This is a genomic window from Pseudomonas putida W15Oct28, assembly GCF_000708715.2.
In the GTDB taxonomy this organism is placed as follows: Bacteria; Pseudomonadota; Gammaproteobacteria; order Pseudomonadales; family Pseudomonadaceae; genus Aquipseudomonas; species Aquipseudomonas putida_R.
On the sequence record NZ_JENB01000018.1, the window covers coordinates 95,737 to 109,200 of the forward strand.

9 protein-coding genes are annotated in these 13,464 nt (G+C 60.9%); all 9 read left to right on the forward strand.

Annotated features, from left to right (window positions below; genetic code table 11):
- Positions 1–3: 3 nt before the first annotated feature.
- The 9 genes from sdhA (at position 4) to AK81_RS14910 (ending at position 13,429) form a co-directional block, all read left to right on the forward strand.
- Complete coding sequence (gene sdhA, locus AK81_RS14870; protein WP_043200038.1) at positions 4–1,776, forward strand: succinate dehydrogenase flavoprotein subunit; 1,773 nt, start codon at positions 4–6, stop codon at positions 1,774–1,776.
- A gap of 11 nt (positions 1,777–1,787) precedes the next feature.
- Positions 1,788–2,492: a succinate dehydrogenase iron-sulfur subunit gene (locus AK81_RS14875; protein WP_008091906.1), complete on the forward strand. Its 705-nt coding sequence runs from the start codon at positions 1,788–1,790 to the stop codon at positions 2,490–2,492.
- Between the two features lie 244 nt (positions 2,493–2,736).
- Entirely contained in the window at positions 2,737–5,568 is a 2,832-nt protein-coding gene (locus AK81_RS14880) for a 2-oxoglutarate dehydrogenase E1 component (protein ID WP_043200040.1), read from the forward strand.
- A 42-nt stretch (positions 5,569–5,610) separates the two neighbouring features.
- The gene (gene odhB, locus AK81_RS14885; RefSeq protein WP_043200041.1) at positions 5,611–6,834 is read left to right on the forward strand and encodes a 2-oxoglutarate dehydrogenase complex dihydrolipoyllysine-residue succinyltransferase; all 1,224 of its coding nucleotides are present in this window, start codon (positions 5,611–5,613) and stop codon (positions 6,832–6,834) included.
- A gap of 95 nt (positions 6,835–6,929) precedes the next feature.
- A complete protein-coding gene (gene lpdA, locus AK81_RS14890) occupies positions 6,930–8,366 on the forward strand; it encodes a dihydrolipoyl dehydrogenase (protein ID WP_043200043.1) in 1,437 nt (478 codons plus the stop codon).
- A gap of 172 nt (positions 8,367–8,538) precedes the next feature.
- Positions 8,539–9,705, forward strand: coding sequence for an ADP-forming succinate--CoA ligase subunit beta (sucC, locus tag AK81_RS14895; RefSeq protein ID WP_008091914.1), 1,167 nt, complete (start codon positions 8,539–8,541; stop codon positions 9,703–9,705).
- Complete coding sequence (gene sucD / locus AK81_RS14900; protein ID WP_003254203.1) at positions 9,705–10,589, forward strand: succinate--CoA ligase subunit alpha; 885 nt, start codon at positions 9,705–9,707, stop codon at positions 10,587–10,589. Before sucC ends, sucD begins: the two co-directional genes overlap by 1 nt.
- A gap of 479 nt (positions 10,590–11,068) precedes the next feature.
- On the forward strand, positions 11,069–12,382 hold the full coding sequence (brnQ, locus tag AK81_RS14905; protein ID WP_016498696.1) for a branched-chain amino acid transport system II carrier protein: 1,314 nt from the start codon (positions 11,069–11,071) through the stop codon (positions 12,380–12,382).
- A 297-nt stretch (positions 12,383–12,679) separates the two neighbouring features.
- Entirely contained in the window at positions 12,680–13,429 is a 750-nt protein-coding gene (locus AK81_RS14910; protein ID WP_043200044.1) for a DUF599 domain-containing protein, read from the forward strand.
- Positions 13,430–13,464: the final 35 nt, after the last annotated feature.

Genomic DNA, 13,464 nt, shown 5'->3' on the forward strand with positions numbered 1-13,464 from the left:
TCCATGGCTAGCATTCCAACCATTTCCTTCGACGCCATCATCATCGGTGGCGGCGGCGCCGGCATGCGTGCTGCGCTGCAACTGGCTCAAGGCGGCCACAAGACTGCCGTAGTCACCAAGGTCTTCCCGACCCGCTCGCACACTGTATCCGCCCAGGGCGGCATCACCTGCGCCATCGCTTCGGCCGACCCGAACGACGACTGGCGCTGGCACATGTACGATACCGTCAAGGGTTCCGACTACATCGGTGACCAGGACGCTATCGAATACATGTGTCAGGAAGGCCCGGCTGCGGTCTTCGAGCTGGACCACATGGGCCTGCCGTTCTCGCGTACCGAAACCGGCCGCATCTACCAGCGTCCGTTCGGTGGTCAGTCCAAGGACTTCGGTAAGGGTGGCCAGGCCGCCCGTACCTGTGCCGCTTCCGACCGTACCGGTCACGCGCTGCTGCACACCCTGTACCAGGGCAACCTGAAAGCCGGTACCACCTTCCTCAACGAGTACTACGCCGTTGACCTGGTGAAGAACCAGGAAGGCGCCTTTGTCGGTGTGATCGCGATCTGCATCGAAACCGGCGAAACCATGTACATCAAGTCCAAGGCCACCGTTCTGGCCACGGGCGGTGCGGGCCGTATCTACTCCTCCACCACCAACGCCCTGATCAATACCGGTGACGGTATCGGCATGGCCCTGCGTGCCGGTGTACCGGTGCAGGACATCGAGATGTGGCAGTTCCACCCGACCGGCATCGCCGGCGCCGGTGTACTGGTCACCGAGGGTTGCCGCGGTGAAGGTGGTTACCTGATCAACGCCCACGGCGAGCGCTTCATGGAGCGTTACGCGCCGAACGCGAAAGACCTGGCCGGCCGCGACGTGGTTGCCCGTTCCATGGTCAAGGAAATCATCGCCGGCAACGGCGTGGGCCCGAACAAGGACCACGTACTGCTGAAGCTGGACCACCTGGGTGAGGAAGTGCTGCACAGCCGCCTGCCAGGTATCTGCGAATTGTCCAAGACCTTCGCCCACGTCGACCCGGTCGTCGCGCCGGTGCCGGTCGTTCCGACCTGCCACTACATGATGGGCGGCGTTGCCACCAACATCCATGGCCAGGCCATCACCATGGACGAAGAAGGCAAGGATCACATCATCCCTGGCCTGTTCGCCGTAGGTGAAGTGGCGTGCGTATCGGTTCACGGTGCCAACCGCCTGGGCGGTAACTCGCTGCTCGACCTGGTGGTGTTCGGCCGTGCTGCCGGCCTGCACCTGGAGAAGGCGCTGAGCGACGGCATCGAGCATCTCGACGCCAGCGACACCGACCTCGAAGTTGCCCTGAACCGCCTGAACAAGCTCAACGAGCGCTCCACTGGCGAAGACGTTGCCAGCCTCAAGCGCGAACTGCAGAGCTGCATGCAGAACTACTTCGGTGTATTCCGTACTGGCGAATACATGCAGAAGGGTATCGAGCAACTGGCCGGCCTGCGTGACCGCATCGCCAACGTCAAGATCAACGACAAGTCCCAGGCCTTCAACACCGCGCGTATCGAAGCGCTGGAGCTGCAGAACCTGCTGGAAGTCGCCGAAGCTACCGCCATCGCGGCCGAAGCCCGTAAAGAGTCCCGCGGCGCTCACGCCCGTGAAGACTTCGAAGACCGTGACGACGAAAACTGGCTGTGCCACACCCTGTACTACCCGGGTGAGAAGCGCGTTGCCAAGCGCGGCGTCAACTTTGCGCCGAAGACCGTTCCGGCCTTCGAGCCAAAAATCCGGACTTACTAAGGGTGGCTGCTATGTTGAAAGTCGAAGTTTATCGCTACAACCCCGACACCGACTCGGCGCCCAAAATGGAGTCGTTCGACGTCGATACCGGCGGCAAGGACCTGATGGTTCTCGATGTATTGGCGCTGATCAAGGAAAAGGACGAGGGTTTCTCGTACCGTCGCTCCTGCCGTGAAGGCGTGTGCGGTTCCGATGGTATGAACATGAACGGCAAGAACGGCCTGGCCTGCATCACCCCGCTGTCGGGTGTGGTCAAAGGCAACAAGCTGGTTCTGCGCCCGCTGCCGGGCCTGCCGGTCATTCGTGACCTGGTCGTCGACATGAGCATCTTCTACAAGCAGTACGAGAAGGTGAAGCCATTCCTGCAGAACGACACGCCGGCCCCGGCCATCGAGCGTCTGCAGTCGCCTGAAGAACGTGACAAGCTGGACGGTCTGTACGAGTGCATCCTGTGCGCTTGCTGCTCGACTTCCTGCCCGTCGTTCTGGTGGAACCCGGACAAGTTCCTGGGCCCCGCCGCACTGCTGCAGGCCTACCGCTTCCTGGCCGACAGCCGTGACACCAAGACTCAGGAGCGCCTGGCGTCCCTGGATGACCCGTTCAGCGTATTCCGCTGCCGCGGGATCATGAACTGCGTAAACGTTTGCCCGAAAGGTCTGAACCCGACCAAGGCAATCGGTCACGTACGTAACATGCTGCTGCAAAGCGGCACCTGATACAAAGCGTTGTACCTGCAGTAAGCCGAGGTGCGGGTGTGAGCCCGCACTGAGGTAAAACCCGAACAAGGGCCCACAAAGCCCGCGTTCATACCTATGAAGATATGAGACCAGCAGGGGCTTTCCGGGCTGGTACCCGGAAAATCAGCAGGATCCAAGTGGCGTGGTTCAGTCGCTTTATTCGGACTTTTCCAGGTTTGCTGTGGCTCTCGCCGATCAGTCCCCTAATCGAGGGTGACCAAGCATGCAAGAAAGCGTGATGCAGCGCATGTGGGATAGCGCCCACCTTTCAGGTGGTAACGCTGCATATGTGGAAGAGCTCTACGAGCTCTACCTGCACGACCCTAACGCTGTGCCAGAAGAGTGGCGCACTTACTTCCAGAAGTTGCCAGCCGACGGCAGCACCGCTACTGATGTATCGCACTCGACAATCCGCGACCATTTCGTACTGCTGGCAAAGAACCAGCGCCGCGCCCAACCGGTATCCGCCGGGAGCGTGAGCAGTGAACACGAGAAGAAGCAGGTTGAAGTTCTGCGACTGATCCAGGCCTATCGTATGCGCGGCCATCAGGCTGCCAAGCTTGACCCGTTAGGGTTGTGGCAGCGTCCAGCGCCCGTAGACCTGTCGATCAATCACTACGGCTTGACCAATGCCGATCTTGATACGACCTTCCGTGCCGGCGACCTGTTCATCGGCAAAGAGGAGGCGAGCCTACGCGACATCTTCGATGCACTCCAGAAGACATATTGTCGCACCATTGGCGCCGAATTCACCCACATCGTCGATTCCGAGCAGCGCAGCTGGTTCCAGCAGCGCCTGGAAAGCGTGCGCGGTCGTCCGGAGTTTTCCGCTGACGTGCAGGCTCACCTGCTCGAGCGCGTGACCGCCGGTGAGGGCCTGGAAAAGTACCTGGGCACCAAGTACCCGGGCACCAAGCGTTTCGGCCTTGAAGGCGGTGAGAGCCTGATCCCGATGCTGGATGAAATGATCCAGCGTTCCGGCTCTTACGGCACCAAGGAAGTCGTGATTGGCATGGCCCACCGTGGCCGCCTGAACGTACTGGTGAACACCTTCGGCAAGAACCCGCGCGAGCTGTTCGACGAGTTCGAAGGCAAGAAGATGAACGAGCTGGGCTCCGGTGACGTGAAGTATCACCAGGGCTTCTCCTCGAACGTGATGACCACCGGTGGCGAAGTTCACCTGGCCATGGCGTTCAACCCGTCCCACCTGGAAATCGTCTCGCCAGTGGTTGAAGGTTCGGTGCGCGCCCGTCAGGACCGTCGCAACGACACCGTCGGCGACAAGGTGCTGCCGATCTCGATCCACGGTGATGCTGCATTCGCAGGCCAGGGCGTGGTCCTGGAAACCTTCCAGATGTCGCAGACCCGCGGTTTCAAGACCGGCGGTACCGTGCACATCGTGATCAACAACCAGGTCGGTTTCACCATCAGCAACCCGCTGGACGCGCGTTCCACCGAGTACGCCACCGACGTCGCCAAGATGATCCAGGCGCCGATCCTGCACGTGAACGGCGATGACCCGGAAGCAGTGCTGTTCGTCACCCAGCTGGCCATCGATTACCGCATGCAGTTCAAGCGTGACGTGGTTGTCGACCTGGTCTGCTACCGTCGTCGCGGCCACAACGAGGCCGACGAGCCGAACGGCACCCAGCCGCTGATGTATCAGCAGATCAGCAAGCAGCGCACCACCCGTGAGCTGTATGCCGAAGCGCTGATCCAGGCCGGTCGCATCGACGCCGAGCGCGCTCAGGCCAAGATCGACGAGTACCGCAACGCGCTGGACAATGGCCTGCACGTTGTGAAAAGCCTGGTCAAGGAGCCGAACCGCGAGCTGTTCGTCGACTGGCGTCCGTACCTGGGCCACGCCTGGACTGCGCGTCACGACACCCGCTTCGACCTCAAGACCCTGCAAGACCTGTCGGCCAAGCTGCTGGAACTGCCAGAAGGCTTCGTCGTTCAGCGTCAGGTCTCGAAGATCTACGAAGATCGCCAGAAGATGCAGGCCGGTGGCTTGCCGATCAACTGGGGTTATGCAGAGACCATGGCTTACGCCACCCTGCAGTTCGAAGGTCACCCGATCCGCATGACCGGCCAGGACATCGGCCGTGGCACCTTCTCGCACCGTCACGCGGTGTTGCACAACCAGAAGGACGCCAGCACCTACATTCCGCTGCAGAACCTGTTCCCGGGCCAGCCGCGCTTCGACCTGTACGACTCCTTCCTGTCGGAAGAAGCGGTACTGGCCTTCGAATACGGCTATTCCACCACCACGCCGAACGCGCTGGTGATCTGGGAAGCCCAGTTCGGCGACTTCGCCAACGGTGCGCAAGTGGTGATCGACCAGTTCATCACCAGCGGTGAGCACAAGTGGGGCCGCCTGTGCGGTCTGACCATGCTGCTGCCACACGGTTACGAAGGGCAGGGCCCGGAGCACTCCTCCGCGCGTCTGGAGCGTTACCTGCAGCTGTGCGCCGAGCACAACATCCAGGTCTGCGTACCGACTACCCCGGCACAGATCTACCACCTGCTGCGTCGCCAGGTCATCCGCCCGCTGCGCAAGCCGCTGGTAGTGCTGACGCCGAAGTCGCTGCTGCGCCACAAGCTGGCCATCTCGACTCTGGAAGACCTGGCAGAAGGCTCGTTCCAGACCGTGATCCCGGAAATCGACGCAATCGATCCGGCCAAGGTCGAGCGCCTGGTGCTGTGCAGCGGCAAGGTCTACTACGACCTGCTGGAAAAACGCCGTGCCGAAGGCCGCGAAGACATCGCCATCCTGCGTCTCGAGCAGCTGTACCCGTTCCCGGAGGACGACCTGGTCGAAATCCTGGCGCAATACAGCAACCTCAAGCACGCCGTGTGGTGCCAGGAAGAGCCGATGAACCAGGGCGCCTGGTACAGCAGCCAGCACCACATGCGCCGTATCCTGGGCCGCCACAACAAGGCACTGGTCCTGGAATACGCCGGTCGCGACGCTTCTGCCGCGCCAGCTTGTGGTTACGCTTCGAAGCACGCCGAACAGCAGGAAAAACTGCTGCAAGACGCCTTCACTGTCTAACGCCTTCGCGCACCTGAAACCGAATTTAAGGAAACACAGATAATGGCTATCGAGATCAAAGCCCCAACCTTCCCGGAATCGGTTGCCGATGGCACCGTTGCCACCTGGCACAAGAAGCCGGGCGACGCCGTCAAGCGTGACGAGCTGATCGTCGACATCGAGACCGACAAGGTTGTCCTGGAAGTACTGGCTACCGCCGATGGCGTGCTGGGCGACATCGTCAAGGGCGAGGGCGACACCGTCCTGTCCGACGAACTGCTGGGTTCGATCGTTGAAGGCGGTGCTGCCGCTGCTCCTGCCGCCGCTGCTGCTGCTGCTGCTGCTCCGGCTGCCGCTGCCGCTGATGCTGGCGAAGATGACCCGGTTGCTGCCCCGGCTGCTCGCAAGCTGGCGGAAGAAAACGGCATCGACCTGGCTACCGTTGCCGGTACCGGTAAAGGCGGTCGCGTTACCAAGGAAGACGTGGTTGCTGCTGTTGCCAACAAGAAGTCGGCACCTGCCGCTGCGCCGGCTGCCAAGCCTGCAGCTGCCGCTGCTGCCCCGGTTGTCGTCGCTGCTGGCGACCGCACCGAGAAGCGCGTGCCGATGACCCGCTTGCGTGCCAAGATCGCCGAGCGTCTGGTCGAAGCCCAGTCCAACATGGCGATGCTGACCACCTTCAACGAAGTGGACATGACCGAAGTCATGGCCCTGCGTTCGAAGTACAAGGACCTGTTCGAGAAGACCCACAATGGCGTGCGCCTGGGCTTCATGTCGTTCTTCGTCAAGGCTGCTACCGAAGCGCTGAAACGCTTCCCGGCTGTCAACGCCTCGATCGACGGCAACGACATCGTCTACCACGGCTTCGCCGACGTCGGCGTTGCCGTGTCCAGCGACCGTGGTCTGGTGGTACCGGTACTGCGTAACGCCGAGTCGATGAGCCTGGCTGAAATCGAGAACGGCATCGCTACCTTCGGCAAGAAGGCCCGTGACGGCAAACTGTCCATCGAAGAGATGACCGGTGGCACCTTCACCATCACCAACGGTGGTACCTTCGGTTCGATGATGTCGACCCCGATCGTCAACCCGCCGCAGGCCGCCATTCTCGGCATGCACAACATCATCCAGCGCCCGATGGCCATCAATGGCCAGGTCGTGATTCGCCCGATGATGTACCTGGCGCTGTCGTACGATCACCGCCTGATCGACGGCAAGGAAGCGGTAACCTTCCTGGTCACTATCAAGAACCTGCTGGAAGATCCGTCCCGCCTGCTGCTGGACATCTAATCAAACAGCCACAAGTTGCAAGCTGCAAGCTTCAAGTAGAAGCGTGTAGGCTTGCAGCTTTTGGCTTGTAGCTAGTTGCTGATAAGGAATCTTTTATGACCCAGAAATTCGACGTAGTGGTGATTGGTGCAGGTCCTGGCGGCTATGTTGCTGCCATCAAGGCTGCCCAACTTGGTCTGAAGACTGCCTGTATCGAGAAGTACACTGACGCCGAGGGCAAACTGGCCCTGGGCGGCACCTGCCTGAACGTGGGTTGCATTCCTTCCAAGGCGCTGCTGGACAGCTCCTGGAAGTACAAGGAAGCCAAAGAGAGCTTCAACGTCCACGGTATCTCCACTGGCGAAGTGAAGATGGACGTCGCCGCGATGGTTGGCCGCAAGGCTGGCATCGTCAAGAACCTGACCGGTGGCGTTGCCACGCTGTTCAAGGCCAACGGCGTTACTTCGATCCAGGGCCACGGCAAGCTGCTGGCTGGCAAGAAAGTCGAAGTCACCAAGGCTGACGGCACCACCGAAGTCATCGAAGCCGAGAACGTGATCCTGGCTTCCGGCTCGCGTCCGATCGACATTCCGCCGGCTCCGGTCGACCAGAACGTCATCGTCGACTCCACCGGCGCCCTGGAATTCCAGACCGTACCGAAGCGCCTGGGCGTTATCGGTGCCGGCGTGATCGGCCTGGAACTGGGCTCGGTATGGGCTCGCCTGGGTGCTGAAGTCACTGTGCTGGAAGCTCTGGACACCTTCCTGATGGCTGCCGACGCTGCCGTCTCGAAAGAAGCCCAGAAGACTCTGACCAAGCAAGGCCTGGACATCAAGCTGGGCGCTCGCGTCACCGGCTCGAAAGTCAACGGCAACGAAGTTGAAGTGACCTACACCAACGCCGAAGGCGAGCAGAAGATCACCTTCGACAAACTGATCGTTGCGGTCGGCCGTCGTCCTGTTACCACCGACCTGCTGGCTGCCGACAGCGGCGTGACCATAGACGAGCGTGGCTATATCTTCGTCGACGATCACTGCGCCACCAGCGTTCCGGGCGTGTTCGCCATCGGTGACGTGGTACGCGGCATGATGCTGGCCCACAAGGCCTCGGAAGAGGGCATCATGGTTGTCGAGCGCATCAAAGGCCACAAGGCCCAGATGAACTACGACCTGATCCCGTCGGTTATCTACACCCACCCGGAAATTGCATGGGTCGGCAAGACTGAACAGTCCTTGAAGGCCGAGGGTGTTGAGGTTAACGTAGGCACCTTCCCGTTCGCGGCCAGCGGCCGTGCGATGGCAGCCAACGACACCGGTGGTTTCGTCAAGGTCATCGCCGATGCCAAGACCGACCGCGTCCTGGGTGTACACGTGATTGGCCCATCGGCTGCCGAACTGGTGCAGCAGGGTGCAATCGCAATGGAATTCGGCACCAGTGCCGAGGATCTGGGCATGATGGTCTTCAGCCATCCAACCCTGTCCGAAGCGTTGCATGAAGCAGCGCTGGCAGTGAATGGCGGCGCCATTCACGTGGCCAACCGTAAGAAGCGTTAATTATAAGAAACCACGGCGGGCAGCCCGTCGTGAGTCTTGCGTGCATGACTCACCGCGGAACGTCCGCCGGACCGGATCACACGGGAAAACCCGGGGTCAACGGTCACAGGTGGTGCGGCGCCAGTAATGGCGCAGCGCCGAAGCGCAGTACCTAACGAAGACGGTAAAAAGCATGAATCTTCACGAGTATCAGGGTAAGCAGCTGTTCGCTGAATACGGCCTGCCAGTTTCCAAGGGTTTCGCAGTCGATACCCCTGAAGCTGCAGCAGAAGCTTGCGACAAGATCGGCGGTTCCGAGTGGGTTGTAAAAGCCCAGGTTCACGCAGGTGGTCGCGGTAAAGCGGGCGGCGTCAAGCTGGTTCGCAGCAAGGAAGACGCCAAGGCGTTCGCTGCGCAATGGTTGGGCAAGCGCCTGGTAACCTACCAGACCGACGCCAACGGTCAGCCAGTGACCAAGATCCTGGTCGAATCCTGCACTGACATCGCCAAAGAGCTGTACCTGGGCGCTGTAGTCGATCGCTCGAGCCGCCGTATCGTGTTCATGGCCTCCACCGAAGGTGGCGTGGACATCGAGAAAGTCGCTCACGAAACTCCTGAGAAGATCATCAAGGCCACTATCGATCCACTGGTCGGCGCTCAGCCGTTCCAAGGTCGTGAACTGGCATTCCAGCTGGGTCTGGAAGGCAAGCAAGTTGCTCAGTTCGCCAAGATTTTCGTAGGCCTGGCCAAGCTGTTCAAAGAACACGACCTGGCCCTGCTGGAAGTCAACCCGCTGGTCATCAAGGCCGACGGCGACCTGCACTGCCTGGATGCGAAGATCAACATCGACGCAAACGCCATGTACCGTCAGCCTAAGCTGAAAACCTTCCACGACCCGTCGCAGGACGACCCTCGTGAAGCCCACGCTGCCAGCTTCGAGCTGAACTACGTGGCCCTGGAAGGCAACATCGGCTGCATGGTCAACGGTGCCGGCCTGGCCATGGGTACCATGGACATCGTCAACCTGCATGGCGGCAAGCCAGCCAACTTCCTCGACGTTGGCGGCGGTGCTACCAAAGAGCGCGTTACCGAAGCGTTCAAGATCATTCTGTCCGACAGCAATGTCGCGGCCGTTCTGGTCAACATCTTCGGCGGCATCGTTCGTTGCGACATGATTGCCGAAGGCATCATCGGTGCAGTGAAGGAAGTCGGCGTTAAAGTTCCGGTTGTGGTTCGCCTCGAAGGCAACAACGCCGAACTGGGCGCTAAAGTACTGGCAGAAAGCGGTTTGAACATCATTGCGGCAACCAGCCTGACCGACGCTGCTCAACAAGTTGTCAAAGCTGCGGAGGGCAAGTAATGAGCGTCCTGATCAATAAAGACACCAAAGTTATCTGCCAGGGCTTCACCGGCTCGCAGGGTACTTTCCACTCCGAACAAGCCATTGCCTACGGCACCAAAATGGTCGGCGGCGTAACCCCAGGCAAGGGTGGCACCACCCACCTGGGCCTGCCGGTGTTCAACACCGTCAAGGAAGCCGTGGAAGCTACCGGCGCTGACGCTTCGGTCATCTACGTACCGGCTCCGTTCTGCAAAGACTCGATCCTGGAAGCTGCCTTCGGCGGCATCAAGCTGATCGTCTGCATCACCGAAGGCATTCCTACCCTGGATATGCTGGATGCCAAGGTCAAGTGCGACGAGCTGGGCGTGACCCTGATCGGCCCTAACTGCCCAGGTGTCATCACCCCGGGCGAGTGCAAGATCGGTATCATGCCAGGCCACATCCACCTGCCAGGCAAGGTCGGTATCGTTTCGCGCTCCGGCACCCTGACCTACGAAGCTGTGAAGCAGACCACCGACGCCGGCTTCGGCCAGTCGACCTGCGTCGGCATCGGCGGTGACCCGATCCCGGGCTCCAACTTCATCGACATCCTGAAGCTGTTCCAGGAAGACCCGAAGACCGAAGCGATCGTCATGATCGGTGAGATCGGCGGTTCGGCTGAAGAAGAAGCCGCGGCCTACATCAAGGCCCACGTGACCAAGCCAGTCGTTTCCTACATCGCCGGTGTTACTGCACCAGCGGGCAAGCGCATGGGTCACGCTGGCGCCATCATTTCCGGCGGCAAGGGCACTGCGGACGAGAAGTTCGCCGCCCTGCAGGACGCTGGTGTGAAGACCGTGCGTTCCCTGGCTGACATCGGCAAGGCCCTGGCCGAGCTGACTGGCTGGGAAGCCAAGAAGTAATACTGCTACACCCCCCACGCGCACAGAGGCCACCTTCGGGTGGCCTTTGTCGTTCATGGAGTTTATTTATTCCTGCACTGGCCTCTTCGCGGGCACGCCCGCTCCCACAGAAGCACCACATTCAGAGCCTGTGGTGATCTTCTGTGGGAGCGGGCGTGCCCGCGAAGAGGCCGGTACAGTGACATGGATTTTTCGATGGGTTTGATAGGAATTTTCATACAGACGAATGTTTCAATCCGAGGATAATTCCTACTGTTCTCGGTCGCACAGACGACAAACATGTACGCACATCGGACAAGCAGCACTGTGCCAGTGCGTTTGTCGGGTAAAACGGTTAATCTACGCGCCACTCTGTGCCCGCTCCCCAAAAGGGAACGACACGCTAAACGGGTCTGGCCTATCAAGCCGGGCAGCATTTCCCTCACCCCTAGGGAAATCCCTTCTCGAATCCCGATTTCAGCAGTGTGGTACTACCTTAAATGAAAGTTCTCAAAGGCCAGGATATCCTGGCGCTTGGCTTTATGACGTTTGCGCTTTTCGTTGGCGCGGGCAATATCATCTTCCCGCCTATCGTCGGCCTGCAGTCTGGCCCGCATGTATGGATGGCAGCACTGGGCTTCCTGGTGACCGCCGTGGGCCTGCCGGTCATCACCGTGGTCGCCCTGGCCAAGGTCGGTGGCGGCATGGATGCCCTGAGCAGCCCGATCGGCAAGTTCTTCGGCGGCCTGCTGGCGGCTGTGTGCTACCTGTCGGTTGGCCCGCTGTTCGCCACCCCGCGTACGGCGACCGTGTCGTTCGAAGTGGGCGTTGCGCCGCTGACCGGTGAAAGCCCGCTGGCGCTGTTCATCTACAGCCTGGTGTACTTCGCCGTGGTGCTGGCCGTGTCCATGTACCCGGGCAAGCTGCTCGACACCGTCGGCCGCTTCCTGGCACCGTTGAAGATCATCGCCTTGGCCGTGCTGGGCATCGCTGCCTTCGCGCTGCCAGCCGGCACCATTGGTGAAGCACAGCCGGCCTATGCCGCCGCCGCGTTCTCCAAGGGCTTCTCCGATGGCTACCTGACCATGGATACCCTGGGTGCCCTGGTGTTCGGTATCGTCATCGTCAACGCCATCCGCTCGCGCGGAGTCACGTCGCCGAAGCTGATCACCCGCTACGCCATCATCGCCGGCCTGATCGCCGGGGTCGGCCTGGCCCTGGTGTACATCAGCCTGTTCCGCCTGGGTGCCGGTAGCCACGACATCGCGGCTGACGCTACCAACGGTGCGGCGGTACTGCATGCCTACGTGCAGCACACCTTCGGCTCGCTGGGCAGTGGCTTCCTCGCCGTACTCATCGCGCTGGCTTGCCTGGTGACTGCGGTTGGCCTGACCTGCGCCTGTGCCGAGTACTTCAGCCAGATCTTGCCGCTGTCGTACCGTGCGCTGGTGGTGATCCTGGCGGGCTCCTCGCTGCTGATCTCCAACCTGGGCCTGACCAAGCTGATCATGTTCTCGATCCCGGTGCTCACCGCCATCTACCCACCCTGCATCGTGGTGGTCGGCCTGAGCTTCGTGAAAGACCTGTGGAACTCGCCGACCCGCATCCTGGCGCCGGTGATGCTGGTGTCGCTGCTGTTCGGCATGGTCGACGCAATCAAGGGCAGCAGCATCGCCCACGTGCTGCCAGACTTCATGGCGCACTTGCCGCTGAGCGACCAGGGCCTTGCCTGGCTGGTGCCTTCGGTGGTGACCCTGGTTGGCGCCGTGGCCTGCGACCGCATGCTTGGCAAGCCGCGCGAGGCGCTGGCCTGACCTGAGAAGTCGAAGTCTGAGGGCGGCACCGGCCACAAGCCGAAGGGTGCTCGCCAAGGGCCAAGACTCGAAAGCCCCGTATCCGCAAGGATGCGGGGCTTTTTCTTTGCCTGTCCCGGCCTCTTCGCGGGTAAACCCGCTCCCACAGGTACAGCGCCGTCTGTGGGAGCGGGTTTACCCGCGAAGAGGCCGGCATGATCAGTGCAAATTTCCGGGAGGGTATGTGCCTTTTGCCGCTTGCCAGCGTCGAAATCCGGTCCTTATCCTCTAGGCACCTGGCCCTTTCGGGAACCCTGCATGAACTTCATCCAAAGCAACCTCAACAACCTGCTGGCCATCGCCTGGTTTGCCCTGTGCTGGGGTGGCTATACCCGCTATGCCATCTGGAAGGGCCGCGACACTGCGTGCCTTGCCAGCGTGTTGCACCTGTACCGCGAAGACTGGATGCGCCGCATGCTGCTGCGTGACAACCGCATCGCCGATGCCAGCGTGATCGGCAACCTGGAGCGCAACGCGTCGTTCTTCGCATCAAGCACGCTGATCATTCTTGCCGGCATCCTGACCGTGCTCGGCGCCTCCGACCGGGCGCTGTCGCTGTTGGCCGACCTGCCGCTGGTGCAACAGACCTCCCAGGGCATGTCGGAGATCAAGCTGCTGTGCCTGGCAACGGTCTTCGTCTACGCCTTTTTCACGTTCAGCTGGTGCATGCGCCAATACAACTTTGCAGCGGTGCTGGTGGGTTCGGCGCCCATGATCGGGGAGCGGCTGGTCAACGAGCTGGAGCGCAAGGCGTTCGCCTCGCGGGCGGCGCGGGTATTGTCGCTTGCCGCCAACCAGTTCAACCTGGGCCTGCGTTCGTATTACTTTGGCATGGCCATGTTGAGCTGGTTCATCAGCCCGTGGTTGTTCATGGCCATGAGTGTCGGGGTAGTGTTCATTCTCTACCGCCGCGAGTTCCACTCGGATGTGCTGGATGTGATGGTGTTCACGCCCACGGAAAGTGTGCCTGGCGAGCCAGCCCGGGAAAGTACGGTCACAGGTAACTGAATCGTTTAGTCCGTAAATTGCAGATACAAAAAAAC

Coding starts and splice junctions, on each gene's coding strand:
- sdhA (WP_043200038.1), top strand. CDS start 4: ATGGCTAGCATTCCAACCATTTCCTTCGACGCCATCATCATCGGTGGC.
- AK81_RS14875 (WP_008091906.1), top strand. CDS start 1,788: ATGTTGAAAGTCGAAGTTTATCGCTACAACCCCGACACCGACTCGGCG.
- AK81_RS14880 (WP_043200040.1), top strand. CDS start 2,737: ATGCAAGAAAGCGTGATGCAGCGCATGTGGGATAGCGCCCACCTTTCA.
- odhB (WP_043200041.1), top strand. CDS start 5,611: ATGGCTATCGAGATCAAAGCCCCAACCTTCCCGGAATCGGTTGCCGAT.
- lpdA (WP_043200043.1), top strand. CDS start 6,930: ATGACCCAGAAATTCGACGTAGTGGTGATTGGTGCAGGTCCTGGCGGC.
- sucC (WP_008091914.1), top strand. CDS start 8,539: ATGAATCTTCACGAGTATCAGGGTAAGCAGCTGTTCGCTGAATACGGC.
- sucD (WP_003254203.1), top strand. CDS start 9,705: ATGAGCGTCCTGATCAATAAAGACACCAAAGTTATCTGCCAGGGCTTC.
- brnQ (WP_016498696.1), top strand. CDS start 11,069: ATGAAAGTTCTCAAAGGCCAGGATATCCTGGCGCTTGGCTTTATGACG.
- AK81_RS14910 (WP_043200044.1), top strand. CDS start 12,680: ATGAACTTCATCCAAAGCAACCTCAACAACCTGCTGGCCATCGCCTGG.